Source organism: Weeksella virosa DSM 16922 (assembly GCF_000189415.1).
Classification (GTDB): Bacteria; Bacteroidota; Bacteroidia; order Flavobacteriales; family Weeksellaceae; genus Weeksella; species Weeksella virosa.
The window spans coordinates 991,072-1,004,157 of record NC_015144.1 but is presented as its reverse complement, the minus strand read 5'-3'; the positions used below and the strand labels follow the sequence as shown (position 1 = coordinate 1,004,157).

General features: G+C 33.8%; 13 protein-coding genes. 10 read left to right on the top strand and 3 right to left on the bottom strand.

Going from position 1 to position 13,086, the window contains the following annotated elements; genetic code table 11:
* The first annotated feature begins 92 nt into the window (after positions 1-92).
* The 6 genes from WEEVI_RS04925 to WEEVI_RS04895 all read left to right on the top strand — a co-directional run bounded on the left by WEEVI_RS04925 (position 93) and on the right by WEEVI_RS04895 (position 6,571).
* Positions 93-1,247, top strand: coding sequence for an O-antigen ligase family protein (locus WEEVI_RS04925; RefSeq protein ID WP_013598056.1), 1,155 nt, complete (start codon positions 93-95; stop codon positions 1,245-1,247).
* A gap of 166 nt (positions 1,248-1,413) precedes the next feature.
* The gene (locus WEEVI_RS04920) at positions 1,414-2,313 is read left to right on the top strand and encodes a right-handed parallel beta-helix repeat-containing protein (protein WP_169308965.1); all 900 of its coding nucleotides are present in this window, start codon (positions 1,414-1,416) and stop codon (positions 2,311-2,313) included.
* A gap of 506 nt (positions 2,314-2,819) precedes the next feature.
* The gene (locus WEEVI_RS04915; protein WP_013598054.1) at positions 2,820-3,863 is read left to right on the top strand and encodes a glycosyltransferase; all 1,044 of its coding nucleotides are present in this window, start codon (positions 2,820-2,822) and stop codon (positions 3,861-3,863) included.
* Positions 3,864-4,171: 308 nt separating this feature from the next.
* The gene (locus WEEVI_RS04905; RefSeq protein ID WP_013598053.1) at positions 4,172-5,323 is read left to right on the top strand and encodes a glycosyltransferase family 4 protein; all 1,152 of its coding nucleotides are present in this window, start codon (positions 4,172-4,174) and stop codon (positions 5,321-5,323) included.
* Entirely contained in the window at positions 5,323-5,928 is a 606-nt protein-coding gene (locus WEEVI_RS04900) for a sugar transferase (RefSeq protein ID WP_013598052.1), read from the top strand. The genes WEEVI_RS04905 and WEEVI_RS04900 overlap by 1 nt, the downstream gene beginning before the upstream one ends.
* A gap of 7 nt (positions 5,929-5,935) precedes the next feature.
* Positions 5,936-6,571 carry an acetyltransferase gene (locus WEEVI_RS04895; RefSeq protein WP_013598051.1) on the top strand — a complete coding sequence of 212 codons (636 nt, stop codon included), beginning with the start codon at positions 5,936-5,938 and terminating at the stop codon, positions 6,569-6,571.
* 373 nt (positions 6,572-6,944) lie between these two features.
* Here the strand turns inward: WEEVI_RS04895 and WEEVI_RS04890 are convergent, their stop codons facing one another.
* Positions 6,945-7,706: a glycerophosphodiester phosphodiesterase gene (locus WEEVI_RS04890; protein ID WP_013598050.1), complete on the bottom strand. Its 762-nt coding sequence runs from the start codon at positions 7,704-7,706 to the stop codon at positions 6,945-6,947.
* A gap of 291 nt (positions 7,707-7,997) precedes the next feature.
* Between WEEVI_RS04890 and WEEVI_RS04885 the strand changes: the two genes are divergently transcribed.
* The 4 genes from WEEVI_RS04885 to WEEVI_RS04870 all read left to right on the top strand — a co-directional run bounded on the left by WEEVI_RS04885 (position 7,998) and on the right by WEEVI_RS04870 (position 11,374).
* Entirely contained in the window at positions 7,998-8,534 is a 537-nt protein-coding gene (locus WEEVI_RS04885; protein WP_013598049.1) for a hypothetical protein, read from the top strand.
* Positions 8,535-8,823: 289 nt separating this feature from the next.
* Complete coding sequence (locus WEEVI_RS04880; RefSeq protein WP_013598048.1) at positions 8,824-9,687, top strand: hypothetical protein; 864 nt, start codon at positions 8,824-8,826, stop codon at positions 9,685-9,687.
* A gap of 1 nt (position 9,688) precedes the next feature.
* Complete coding sequence (locus WEEVI_RS04875; protein ID WP_013598047.1) at positions 9,689-10,519, top strand: phage tail-like protein; 831 nt, start codon at positions 9,689-9,691, stop codon at positions 10,517-10,519.
* Positions 10,520-10,522: 3 nt separating this feature from the next.
* Positions 10,523-11,374: a hypothetical protein gene (locus WEEVI_RS04870; protein WP_041942083.1), complete on the top strand. Its 852-nt coding sequence runs from the start codon at positions 10,523-10,525 to the stop codon at positions 11,372-11,374.
* Between the two features lie 237 nt (positions 11,375-11,611).
* Here WEEVI_RS04870 and WEEVI_RS04865 read toward each other — a convergent pair whose 3' ends face one another.
* On the bottom strand, positions 11,612-12,247 hold the full coding sequence (locus tag WEEVI_RS04865; protein ID WP_126414867.1) for a hypothetical protein: 636 nt from the start codon (positions 12,245-12,247) through the stop codon (positions 11,612-11,614).
* A 39-nt stretch (positions 12,248-12,286) separates the two neighbouring features.
* On the bottom strand, positions 12,287-13,063 hold the full coding sequence (locus WEEVI_RS04860) for a hypothetical protein (protein WP_013598043.1): 777 nt from the start codon (positions 13,061-13,063) through the stop codon (positions 12,287-12,289).
* Between the last annotated feature and the right edge of the window lie 23 nt (positions 13,064-13,086).

The following is a 13,086-nucleotide window of genomic DNA, read 5'->3' as shown; positions in this document are numbered from 1 at the left end:
ATAAATTAAATATATTATAAAGCAAAGGACTTCATTAAAAGTAAGCATATAAAGGAGCTGATAAATTATTTATAGTTAAAAAAATATAAGAATTGAAACAATACTTGTTACATAGAGAGGTTTTTCTGTTGAGATTTATCGTAATTTCTGTCTTTATTATTTTCGTTTTACAGTTTCCAGGATTATCCTTATTAAGAATTCCTTTGATTTTGGCTCATCTTATATTGCTTTTTCTTTTAAACTTTAAGTTGAGGAAATTAAACGCTTTGGATTTTATTTTCACTTTACTAATCACTTATGTGGTTATTCAAAGCTTTTTATTACAAGAAATCATTAGCTTGTTGTATTTTTTGCAGGCTATCATTTCTGTTGTATTATATTTTATTTTTTATTCTTATTGTTCCGTTCTTTTAAGGCAGGGCATAGAGTTGAATTTTCAAAAATTAACCAAATACATCACCTTTTTTTTACCTTTTTTTTTAATAAGTTTTCAATCTTGGTCTCTAACAAGAAGCGCAGGTTTGCTTGGGAACCCTAATATTACTGCACATGTTTTTATAATGTTAACTCCTTTCTGCTTACTTATACCACATAAAATTCGTTATTATATACTTCTATTGAGTATTGTTTTATTGGGTTTGATAATGTTTGCCTCAAGGAGTGCGTTTATGGCTTTCATTTTAGGTATTGTAGTTTATTTTACCTCGCTTTACTTTGATAGAGTTAAGTATAAGTTTTCTCTCTATTTGTTTTTTTTAGCTTTGGTTATTTATTTGTCTTATGACGCTGTTAACATAGCTATTCAAGTTATGTCCAAATACAACTACTTATTTTCTAACGTTGATTCAAGGTTGCTGTATTTGAGTTACAATGGTCGTGATTTAATTTATGATATGGCTCTCGAACGATTGAAAGGTCATGAATTGTTTGGGCTTGGCTTTGAGGGCGCTAAGTTTGAATCTGAAATGGGACATATCTTAAGTACTCATAACGGATTTCTTGAGCTTTTTATAAGAATTGGGTATATAGGGACTATAATTTTTTCAGCTTTATTAATTTTGATGATTTATAATATTTCAAAGACAAAAAATAAATATTTTAGAGGAGCAGCCCTTATGGGGTTCGTTATTATTCTTTCATTAGCAACTAATAGCTCTACTTTTTTTGTGTTCAATTATCTTTTTTATTATATCATTATAATGCATTCATTATGTGAATATGAGAAAAAAATTCAAGTCATTTACTAATATGCGTTTTACATTACTTTTTATTATTTCAGTTTTTCCCTTTGTATTCAGTCTTGGTCAAGAAATAGACTTGGAGACTTATCTTCCTAAGAACTATAGTAAAAAAGGAGATATAGACTATACTATCCATCTTCAAAAGGGTATAAATGAGAATAAAATTATTAAGATGCCAGATTTTCCGGTCTCTATAAATTCAAAAGGTTTAAAAATACCGAGCAATAGAAAAATCATTTTCCAAGAAAATTCCAGGTTAATTCTTATTCCTTCTAATACGAGAAGCTATGATATTTTAGGTCTTAATATGGTAGAAAATATAGAAATTATTAATCCAAGAATAATAGGAGAAAGGAAAGAGAACTTTGGGAAAAATAAAAGGACAGGGGAATGGGGAATGGGAATAAGCATACGGTCTTCCAAAAACATTAAAATTCTAGGTGGAGTTTTAGAGAACTTTTGGGGTGATGGCATTTATTTAGGAAAAAACAATGAATATAAAGAAATCACGAATTCAAATATTTTAATAGAAGGAACGCATATAAAGAAAGCAAGAAGGAATGGAATTTCTGTAACTACTGCAAATAATTTAATCATAAAAGACGTAAGAATAGAAAAGGTTAGTGGGAAAAGTCCACAAGCTGCTTTAGATATTGAACCTAACGGCAGAGCTGATGTTATAAAAAAGATTTCGATTATTAATTTGGAAACTATAAACAGCGGTACTGGAATTCTTATTTCTTTACGAAAATTAATCGATCGGAAACCGCAAGAAGTTTCGGTTAATATTGAAAATCATACGGATAGAAATTCAGTTCAGGCATTTAGATTCGCTGGATTTAATAATGCATATGAGCTCAATGGGTTGAAAAGGTTGACTGGAACAATTTTAGTGAATAACAGTTTGTGGGTGAACAATAAGGGTACCTTTACATACGAGAAAGGTCTAGGATTGATGCCTACCATAATTTTTAAAGGCATTACCTATAAAAAACTAAACGAAACTTTTGATCTTAAGCCTGAAAGGTTTTATTATATAACTAAGAGGGAGCCCAATATCAGATTCGAATGAAATATATAAATGGACAAGAGTATTGCTATATTATCGGTTACGAATAGGTTAGGTAGTGCGGAGCAACTATTGTTTAAAGTTGCGAAATATTATAATCTGAAAGGGTATTTAGTCACTGTTTGCTTTTGGAACGCTGATGAGTCTGAATATTGGGAGAAAGTGGTTCTTCAGAAATAAAATTTGTTTATTTAAATTTGATTCGTTATTTAAACGAAAGAATGTTTTAATTGGGTTTTTTCTTCTCATTTAACCGTGAATTCTATTTTAGATCGATTACAATGGATAAAGGTTTTTAGGGATATTGAGATTGATTTGCAGAGAATCTATAATAGTTTTTTCTCGTTTTAAACAAAACGGAATATTGTTTTTTATTTATATGTACTTGTTTAATTATATATGGTTTGGTCTACAAAATGGAGATATTGCTTTGATTATCCAAAGTGGATTGGTCTTCCTAGTCTTCCTGTTTTATATGTTATTCACCAAAAGAATAGTAAGTTATAAAAATGAATAAAGTCTTTTTTTCTATCAGTGATTCGCTGGGTGGTGCAGAGCAACTTATAATGAAGTTAGCAAAAAAACACCAAAAAAACTCGAAAGTAGTTTTCCTCTTAAAAAAAAGTAACAACACATGGGTAGAACAAGGACTCGAAGTAGTATATTGTGATGGCAACCTATGGAAGTTTATAAAAACTTGTACCAACAAGAAATACGATTTCGTGTTTTCTTCACACCTAATGATGAATGCTCTGCTGGGCTTCCTAAGAACAGTTCGACTCCTAAAAACAGATAAACTAATCTGCCGAGAATCAACAACAGTATTCGAAAGATACGCAGGGTTAAAACTATTAAAATACAAGGTAGCCTACTACATAGGATATAGAAACATCGACTTATTAATAACACAAACATCATTAATGGAGTCTATTCTACTAGAAAAAGCAACCTATCTAGAAAATCGGATGACAATAAAAACTATTCCCAATTTATTCGAATTTCCAAATCATCAAGTAAAAAAACTCGACATAGACTTCCCATATATAGTAAGCGCAGGACGCTTAATCAAAGAGAAAGGATTTGATTTGCTAATAAAATCATTCTACGATATAAAACAGTTGTACCCAAATTACAAACTAATAATTCTAGGCGAAGGCAAAGAAAGAGCCACTCTAGAAAACCTAATCGAAAATCTCAACATTACCAACGATGTCCTATTGCAAGGCTTTGTAGAGAATGTTTATCCTTATTTCAAAACTGCTCAACTCTGTGTTGTTTCATCAAGAAGAGAGGGCTTCCCTAATGTTCTACTTCAAATGATGTCACAAAACAATAAGGTTGTGTCAACACTATGTGCAGGGGATATCGATAAAATCCCCAATATTATTACAGTAGCACCCAATAGTGCTCAGGAATTAACAAAAGGTATAATCAACGCATTAGAGAAAGAAGAAGATAATAAAGAATCTTTTCGGGCGTATCTTAAAAGTAGAGACGTTGAAAGTTATTATAAAAAAATTTTCGAAGCAATACAAGAAAATAAACAATCATAACCGATAGATAATTAATATCTTTGATGGATTTTAGATGCGAATTAATTGAAGATAATAATGTTCAAAGGTTGGCTTTAGGTGTAAATAAAAATAAAAAACCAATAGAAATGCAAAACAGTATTAGCCTGTGCTCCAAGAAGCAAAACATACGAATACGAAACAATCACCAATCGAGAATTTAGCTATCTACAAGCCTTCCAATACCAAAACCTACACTATGCAACAAGAACGGATACATTTTAGGGAAGACCCTATACAGTGCAGAACATCTATCTATCAAAAAACATTTACCAACAAAAATAAAGTTAATGATGAATAAGCTGATCCGTATAACCACCGTACCCCAATCATTAAGAGGTTTATTGAAAGGGCAATTAAAATTCATGTCCGAGAACGGCTTTGAAGTGATAGGGGTATCAAGTCCGGGCGAAGCTTTAAAAGATGTGGAAAAAAATGAAGGGGTAAAAACGGTAGGTATAAACATGACACGCTCCATAACGCCGATTCAAGATCTAAAAGCCTTGATACAACTCATTCAATTGTTTCGAAAAGAAAAACCACACATTGTTCATACGCATACACCAAAAGCAGGTTTGTTAGGGATGATGGCTGCAAAAATAGCAGGAGTACCGCATCGTTTACATACGGTGGCAGGTATGCCACTAACAGTAGCAACAGGCAGCAAAAGACATTTACTCAACCAAATGGAGAAGTTAACCTATGCTTGTGCAACGAAAGTGTATCCAAATTCATTTGGCTTAGAAAAAATAATCTTAGACGAGAAGTTTACTTCTCCAACAAAACTAAAAGTAATAGGCAATGGGAGTTCGAATGGAATTGACACGAGTGAGTTTGACCCCAAAAAGGTTTCAGAAGAAACAAAAAAAGAAATAAGAAAGAACTTAGGTATTAAGGAAGAGGATTTTGTCTTTTTGTTTGTGGGCCGAGTGGTGAAAGATAAGGGTATCAATGAATTGGTACAAGCATTTATCAATCTAGAAAGAAACAACACAAATTGCCATTTAGTTATTGTGGGTAGCTACGAAAATGATTTAGATCCTGTCTTGCCCGAAACCGAAAAACAAATAAACAATCATCCAAAAATACATGCAGTAGGTTATAAATCAAATGTGATTGATTACTTTGCTATGGCAGACGTTTTGACGTTTCCAAGTTACAGAGAAGGCTTCCCCAATGTAGTGATGCAGGCGGCTGCAATGCAACTAAACTGTATTGTTTCAGACATTAATGGTTGTAACGAAATTATCACAAACAGCCAGAATGGATGGATAGTTCCTGTTAAAGATATAGAAATACTCGCCAATAGAATGCAATGGTGTGTAGATAATCCTATAGAATCGATGGCAATGGGCATGAAAAATAGAGAAATCATGATTTCGGATTATGAAAGAAGTTATGTTTGGAAAGAAATAGTAAAAGAATATAAGAAATTGAGATAATGTATAAAAATTTTATAAAACGAATTTTAGATATACTCGTTGCGCTAGTGGGGCTGTTGATTTTATCCCCAATTTTTATCATAGTAACTATTGGTTTATATTTTGCCAATCAAGGCAAACCGTTCTTTTTCCAGGAGCGTCCAGGACTGAACGAAAAGATCTTCAAGATCATCAAATTCAAAACCATGAATGATAAGACAGATGAGCAAGGAAAATTATTACCAGATGCCGATCGTTTAACGCCAATAGGAGCATTTGTGCGCAAAACCTCCTTGGATGAAATTCCGCAGCTGATTAATGTACTCAAAGGAGATATGAGCCTGATCGGACCCCGTCCTTTGCGTACGTATTATCTGCCATTGTACAATGAAGAACAAAAGCGACGTCATGAAGTACGTCCAGGGATTACAGGTTGGGCACAAGTGAATGGACGTAATGCCATTTCGTGGACGAAGAAGTTTGAGTTAGATGTCTTTTACGTGAATAATATTTCTTTCGCTCTAGATCTGAAAATCTTTTTCTTAACGATTAAAAAGGTTCTTGTGCGTGAGGGCATAGCAAAAGAAGGTGAAGTAACAACTGTACCATTTGATGGGACTAATTAAAAGTTGTATGAAAGAAAAAGCAATTATAGTTGGAGCAGGTACTTATGGTCAGGTTTATGCAGAATATTTAAGTGATAATTACAATATACTTGGATTTATTGATGATAATTTATCAATTAAAAACACTACTATTGGTAAATATAACGTACTTGGTGATTTTAAATATCTTTTAAATTCAATAGAAAAATCAACAAATATTTTTATTCCGATAGGGAACAATAAGGTTAGAATTTCTTTGTTGAAAGAAGTAATTAAGTCAGGCTTTAAAACACCTAATTTTATACATCCTCATTGTCAAATTCACGAATCTGTTAAAATAGGTAAATGTGTTTATATATTACCAGGGACGAATATAATGCCTTTAACTACAATTAATGATTTTGTTCTAATTAGTATGGGGGTAAATATTGCTCATCACACTATAATTGAGGAAGGTTGTTTCTTTTCACAAGGTAGTAATATAGGAGCAAGCATACATTTTGAGAAGAATGTATTTTGTGGTATCGCTTCAACAGTTATGACTGGAGTTAAAAAAGTAGGAGCAGACTCTTTTATTGGCGCAGGTTCTGTAATTATAAGAGACGTACCCGATGGTGCGACCGTCGTGGGCAACCCGGGTAAAGTTATAGCATCGAAAAATTAACAATAATGAAAAACCGTTGAGGTAGATACTGTTATTGGCCGTGATACTCTTCTCTATGCAACAACCAATTTTTGGTTCGGATAGTCGCATAGAGAAGCTCTGAGATAAATAAACAGTAGTATAGGTAACGAAAACCGGAACAAAATACCACAGAGGCAATTGCCATCACTTAAAGAAAAGCAAAATAGAAATCAACAAAAAACAGTCCAAGAAAGAGAATGCACAGCTTGTGGACTGTGTAAACCCCAATCCCCAATCCCCAATCCCCAATCCCTAGTCTCTAGTCCCCAATCAATCATACTAATAAAAAAATTCTACCCAGTTCACTACCAAGCAGAATTTTTATAAGAACAAGGTTATAGGGTAAAAGCAGTTATTGTATCAATTGTTGTAAAAGTTCTGGTTGATCAGTCGTGATATAATCGATTTTTTGATTTAGCAACATTTGCATATCTTTTTCTTTATTCACAGTCCAAGCATTTACGATTAAACCAAGCTTATGAGCTTCTTCTATCCAAGTAGGATTTTTCTCGAACAAAGAGAAATGATAATCAATCCCCGTAAAACCTAATTGCTTTATTTCGGTAGGAGTTAAATCGCCTTTGAGATAAGAAACATGACTTTTTGGGTTATACTTCAACAAAAGCTCGCAAATGTTTTTACTAAAAGAAATGTATTCTACCTGATCTTCTACACCCAATTTTTTCACCAATGCCAAAGTTGCTAAAACCGCCCGATTTTCATTTTCTTCTGTCTTGTGGGGTTTTATTTCATAAATCATTTTCAGGTTTGGATATTTCTTTCCTTCCATTAAATATTGTTCAACGGTAGGGATTGTTTCACCATTTTGTAGCGTTAGCTTTTCGATCATACTGTACGGATTACGCTCGATATCCACACCCTGTATATCCGCATCGTGATGCACGACCAATACCCCATCGCTCGTAATATAAACATCAAACTCACTCCCGTAAGCGTTTATGGTATTCGACATTTTTAGAGCTTGAAGAGAGTTTTGTGCATTATTTGGCGTGTCCCAATAACCACGATGGGCAATTACTTTTGTCTGAGCATTGAGCATAGCTGTAAGCATAAAAAAAACTAATAAAAATACCTTATTCAATTTGTTTTGCATGATAGAGAGTATTGATTAAAAAGAATATCTTAAACCGATTCGTATTGGATACGGATTTCCAGAAATGCTTGGCTGGTTTTCCGACAGGCAAATATACACGTAGGCAAAACCCCAAGTGTTACGACAGTTTAATCGTTTGGTTAGAGAAAGGTTAATCAACACAGCAAGACTTAAACCTATCCAAAAAATAAAAAAACAAAACCAACAATAAGATTCCTATGCCTGTAGAAACAAAATAAAAAACAAACCAATTCGTTTTATAGTATATTTACCAAAAAGTTTCTATCCATTATGAAGAAGAATACATATTACCTACTTATCATTACAATATTAATGAGTTTTTTCGCCTGTATGTCGTACGACGAAGAAGACTATAATTTTGGGACAAAAGAAACCTTTACCTTTGATGACGTTTTGTATGTGCTCAACGACTCTTTGAATGCACAAAACCCAACGGCCGAGTTTATAAATTTAGGAACAAATGAAAATGGCTTGAAAATAGGAAAGTTTGTTTTGACAGGCTTTTTGAAGGAAAATACCGAAGATAAAGAAAAGAAGGTTATTCTTAGCTCCACTTTTTATTTTGATACGATAAAAGGATGGACAGGTGAATACACCAAAAATGACAACAGAAAACCTTCTCATTTTTTTGATCCGCAAGAAACCTATTACGAATTAACTTCTACAGGAGAAAAAATCCTCGCCAAAGATGGTTTTTTCAGGATAAAAGATCATGGGCATAATCTTGTTACCCTACAAATCGATCTACAATACAACGATGATAAACATGCAAAAGCATTAATTTCTAGAAAATTTAAAATAGAATAAAAACAGAAGCAATATTGTTACGTAAAATAAAAACGGCACCCTCAGGGTACCGTTTTTATTTTACGTAACAATGTTAAACATACGTTAATTAGTAAAAAGTTTAAGCAATAAGTATGATATTATTTGTTCTTAATTGCAAATTAAGAAAATTTTAGTGTATTTATTATAACGGGACAATTGAGTTATTAGAGTTCATCTATATTCTAGTAGACCGTTTCTATAGGCTTATGTTTTTTCTGACGTAGGCTGATATTTTTTTTAAAAAAAAACGGAAAATCAAAACTATATCATGTTTAAATTTTATCGAATTTGCCTATTTTTTGCTTCTATTACCTTATCTTATGCACAAGTAGGCATTACCAAAAAAAACGAAATTGATATCCATCAACATGCAATTCTTCAACTCGATGGAGAAGACAATGGAGAATACCGCGGACTTTTATTGCCTACGGTGAATGAATACAATGATTTACCAAAAAAATTACCATCTGAAGCCGATCTAGATATGACAGGCTTGCTATTTTACGACAAAGACCTAAAAATACCATTTTTCTATACAGGAAAGAAATGGACAAACGATTCAAGAAAAACATATCCATTCGATAAAGAATCAAGATTTTACGCATCCAACAATAAAGATAATACACAAGAGGTTGTTTGTGTACTAGTTGGTTGTGGTCATCATGAAGCATTAAAATTTGATCAGGAAGATTATAACAACTTAGGGATTGAGCGTGGAACGGCCTCTATCAAGTATGGAGCTATAACTTATGACTTCCCAAATGCAAAATTCACAATAACCGAAGAAGGTTTATACGAGATCAAGACTTACATTCCCTCTCTCACAGCAGGAGTGTTAGCACTTACAGGAATGCCTAACTATCAATTGTATCACTATACCATAAACGAAAATAACGAAGAGATTGAGAATAAACTGACTACTTTCTACCCACCATCACATGAGGTGTTAGGTATTGGAGGTGGAAAAACAGGTGACTTTTCTTCTGTTTTGGTCGACCTAAAAGAAGGAGACTATATTGTGGCAAGAATACATTCACCAAGTGTTACTGTAACCATAGGGTTGGGTTTAACGGCCCTAGGAGAAATCGATCAATATCCTAGAGAAATAATTTTCACTAAAATAACCGATTAAGATGATGAGAAAAATATATACTTTTTTAATGTTACTGATGGTTGGTTTAACGCAAACCACTGTTAATGCACAAGTCGTTATTGGTGGTGATACAGATAATCCTCATCCGCACGCTCTTCTGCAAATACAGAGTGATGGACGTGGAGTTATTATGCCAAGTGTAGAGCAAAGAAATCAATTGCCAAATGTAGATCCTGTTACGGGGGATTATATAGTCAACCCAAATGATGATGGCTTAGTCATGTACTCTAAAGAAGAAAAAGATATCATGCGTTTCGATGGAGAGAAATGGGAGAGTGCAAGTAAACGCTCTTTGCGCGGAAGCAAAAACATTAGTTTGTTGAGCTCCGATAAAGAAGACGTAACCTTGGTATCGGTCTTAGGGATTACCGCTTACAAAACATTGATTTTTAATGTAGATAACGATTTACAAAATTATAAGATAAACAACCTTGGTCTTGTATTATCCGAGGAAGATGGTTCGATTACTTTTCCGAACGAAGGAATTTATAGGGTATCTGTTTCTGTAAAATCGAGTACTGGCGGTGGATTATCGGTCGGAAATTTAGCCTCTATACTCAATTTAGAAGTCTTGGTCGATGAGGATTGGCTCACCTTAAGAGCAAACGATTACCTCTTTGCAGGATTATTGGTTTCTGCACAAAAGAGAGATTCAACCAACTCGTTCAATATGGTAAAACAATTCGATGCCGGGACCAAAATTCGTTTCAGAGTAGGACTCAAAGCCGATACTGGACTTGCGGTAGGTGCGGGAGTAACCTTTGTTATGAATGATCCAGATACATTTATTTATATCGAAAAATTAGATTAAACCATGAAAAATATAATAAATATAATAAATATAATAAGCATGTTTGCTGTGGGAGCGTTTGCTTCTGCACAAGTGGTGATTAGCGAAAGTGATTATACCAATGACCATGCAAGCCTAAGCTTAGTTAATCCATCGAGTAACGAGCACAAGGCAAAAGGCCTGATGCTACCAATAGTAGACGATATCACGCAACTACCTTTGTACGATGCCAACGAGCACGATCTCTATACAGACGACCCGACCATGGAAGGAATGGTGATGTATGTAAAAGAAAAAGAAGCGGTTATGGTGTATGATGGCGAAAAATGGAAAACAGCTTTGGATCAGTCGAGAGTGCCCTATACACGAGCGAGTCTTGACCCGAATGCTGAGAAAAATCCGAGATTGGCCTGTGTTGTAGCAGGATGCGGGTCTGCGACAACACCTTTTGGTCTATATTCATCAGACTTTGATGTGGATGAATTAGGTATTATATCCCCTATAGGAGAAATCGACGATGAAAATGAGGAGGAATACACTTACAGCAACTTTACGATGAAAGAAAGAGGGTTTTATAGAATTTTTGTCAGTCTTGGAATGAAAACTTCTGGCTTGCACGTATCTACTCCAATTCTTTCTTATCGAGCAAAGAAAAATGATTTTATCCTCACACGCAGAGAAGTCCCGATTGCAACTGCAATTCTTATTCATACAGGAGCAAACCGTGTAGGGACAATGGAGTTTGTAGGCTTTTTTGATGCTGGAGATACCTTAACCCTTCAGGTGACTGGCGCCGTATCTTTGCTCACTGTTGCCGATGTTTACGAGGTTATTCCAGGAGAACAAAGTTTCATTAAAATAGAAAAATTATACTAAGAAAGAGAGAACACGAACAAGGAGAATACGAATTGAAACTACTTCAATTCGTATTTTTTTTTAAAATGAAAACAAGGAAAATGCTTGTTGAAGGAAATATTTACACGTTTTTTTTGTATCCGTTACAAAAAAAATCTATTGTGAGTAATCCCTTTTCCAATCGAAAAAATGGAATAAAAAAAGCAGGAAAATATTTTCCTGCTTTATAGTATATAAACACTTGTTTATCTTAAGAAATTAAAACTTCTCGCAAGTGATTGTATATGAGTTATGTACTGTTTGTCCTACTCTATGGTTTTCTCGCCCTAAAAAATATACCCTATAATAATTAGCTTCACCAGGGTAAGAAATATAAACTTCTCCTGTACTATTTTTATCCAGTTGAGGGCACAATAATTGTGGCGTAGTATAGTTACTAGTTGTAAATGTTTTCCCGTTAGCTTTGTAATACTTAAGATTATAATTCCCCCATTTCCTAAATATGGTATAATAAGCAGTAACTTCCTGATTGGGGTTATCAACCAAATTCACCATAATGTCTAAGTTCTTACCTGGTGTAGTAGATGGTCTGAATGAAAACTGAAAACGTCCACATGTCAACTTTTCACTACTAATAGGTGCTGTACCTGTATAATAAATCAATTTGTTTTCTACTATTTCTTCATTGATTTGGTTCTTCAGATCTGTTAAATTAATAGCGTCTATATTACCTAGGTTATCGGTAACTAAAACTCTATTATAAGTAGTAGTATTCGAAGATTTATCACCTAATGATCTTACTTTCAGGTTACCATCCACATCGAGCATGCGTGTAGGTTCATCGGTATTAATACCTACTTGAGCATAAATGTTTGCAGAAAGCATCATGCTCATAAAAAATACAAGTTTCTTAATATTTATTTTCATTGTTTTTTAGTTTGCAGTGTTATAATATCTTTCACAGATTATGATGCGTAAACCACTATTTTGTTTGTTTTCTAAGTAGTTGGCTTGGCCACCAGTATCCTCTTTTCTATTTACCATTCTAGTAAAGTTTATTCTATAAAAATTACCGCTCAAAGGGTCTATAATATGTAATCTTAAGAGGTCATTATTTATCATATGCTTCTGAGTATAATTAATACCACTTGCGTTGGCTGGATCAGAGTAGGTTTGGGTATAGTCGAAAACCTTCTGAAAGGTATTCCAGTTTGAAGTTGTAAATGTTTTTTCTACGTTGCTATAATAATAGTCACCATCTCCGGTATTGGCACTGTGACCGCCAGTAAGATTATACCTACGTTCTAGTCTTCTAAGGCCGAACTGTAATTTCAACTCTCTGTCTGGTTGCTTTGCAATTTTCATTACAGGATGATTGTCGGTGGTGAATGCAAAAACATAATTACCACAAACCACCGTTTTATCTGGGTGTCCACCATTATCGCTATAATAGATGTTTCTAACAATTTCTACTTGCTGTTTAGGTGATTGCGTGATAGAGGATTTGTGTTGTTTATCTATATCTCCAGCTGAATTTGCAATTACGATGTTGTCGTACGTTTTGTCGTCTTTCTTATCTTGTAATGTAGTTACTCTTAAGTTACCATTTACATCAACTGTTCGCTCTGGTGTTTCTGTTTTGATTCCTACCTGAGCTTGTGTAGATAAGCTTAAGAAAAGGGTTAAAATGCTTGTTATATAATATTTCATGATGGCTAATTTTAAAATTGTTC

Bases quoted from the DNA above. Each gene is read 5' to 3' on its own strand.
- WEEVI_RS04905 (WP_013598053.1), top strand. From the start codon at position 4,172: ATGATGAATAAGCTGATCCGTATAACCACCGTACCCCAATCATTAAGA.
- WEEVI_RS04890 (WP_013598050.1), bottom strand. From the start codon at position 7,706: ATGCAAAACAAATTGAATAAGGTATTTTTATTAGTTTTTTTTATGCTT.
- WEEVI_RS04885 (WP_013598049.1), top strand. From the start codon at position 7,998: ATGAAGAAGAATACATATTACCTACTTATCATTACAATATTAATGAGT.
- WEEVI_RS04880 (WP_013598048.1), top strand. From the start codon at position 8,824: ATGTTTAAATTTTATCGAATTTGCCTATTTTTTGCTTCTATTACCTTA.
- WEEVI_RS04915 (WP_013598054.1), top strand. From the start codon at position 2,820: ATGAATAAAGTCTTTTTTTCTATCAGTGATTCGCTGGGTGGTGCAGAG.
- WEEVI_RS04860 (WP_013598043.1), bottom strand. From the start codon at position 13,063: ATGAAATATTATATAACAAGCATTTTAACCCTTTTCTTAAGCTTATCT.
- WEEVI_RS04895 (WP_013598051.1), top strand. From the start codon at position 5,936: ATGAAAGAAAAAGCAATTATAGTTGGAGCAGGTACTTATGGTCAGGTT.
- WEEVI_RS04870 (WP_041942083.1), top strand. From the start codon at position 10,523: ATGAAAAATATAATAAATATAATAAATATAATAAGCATGTTTGCTGTG.
- WEEVI_RS04920 (WP_169308965.1), top strand. From the start codon at position 1,414: ATGCCAGATTTTCCGGTCTCTATAAATTCAAAAGGTTTAAAAATACCG.
- WEEVI_RS04875 (WP_013598047.1), top strand. From the start codon at position 9,689: ATGATGAGAAAAATATATACTTTTTTAATGTTACTGATGGTTGGTTTA.
- WEEVI_RS04900 (WP_013598052.1), top strand. From the start codon at position 5,323: ATGTATAAAAATTTTATAAAACGAATTTTAGATATACTCGTTGCGCTA.
- WEEVI_RS04865 (WP_126414867.1), bottom strand. From the start codon at position 12,247: ATGAGCATGATGCTTTCTGCAAACATTTATGCTCAAGTAGGTATTAAT.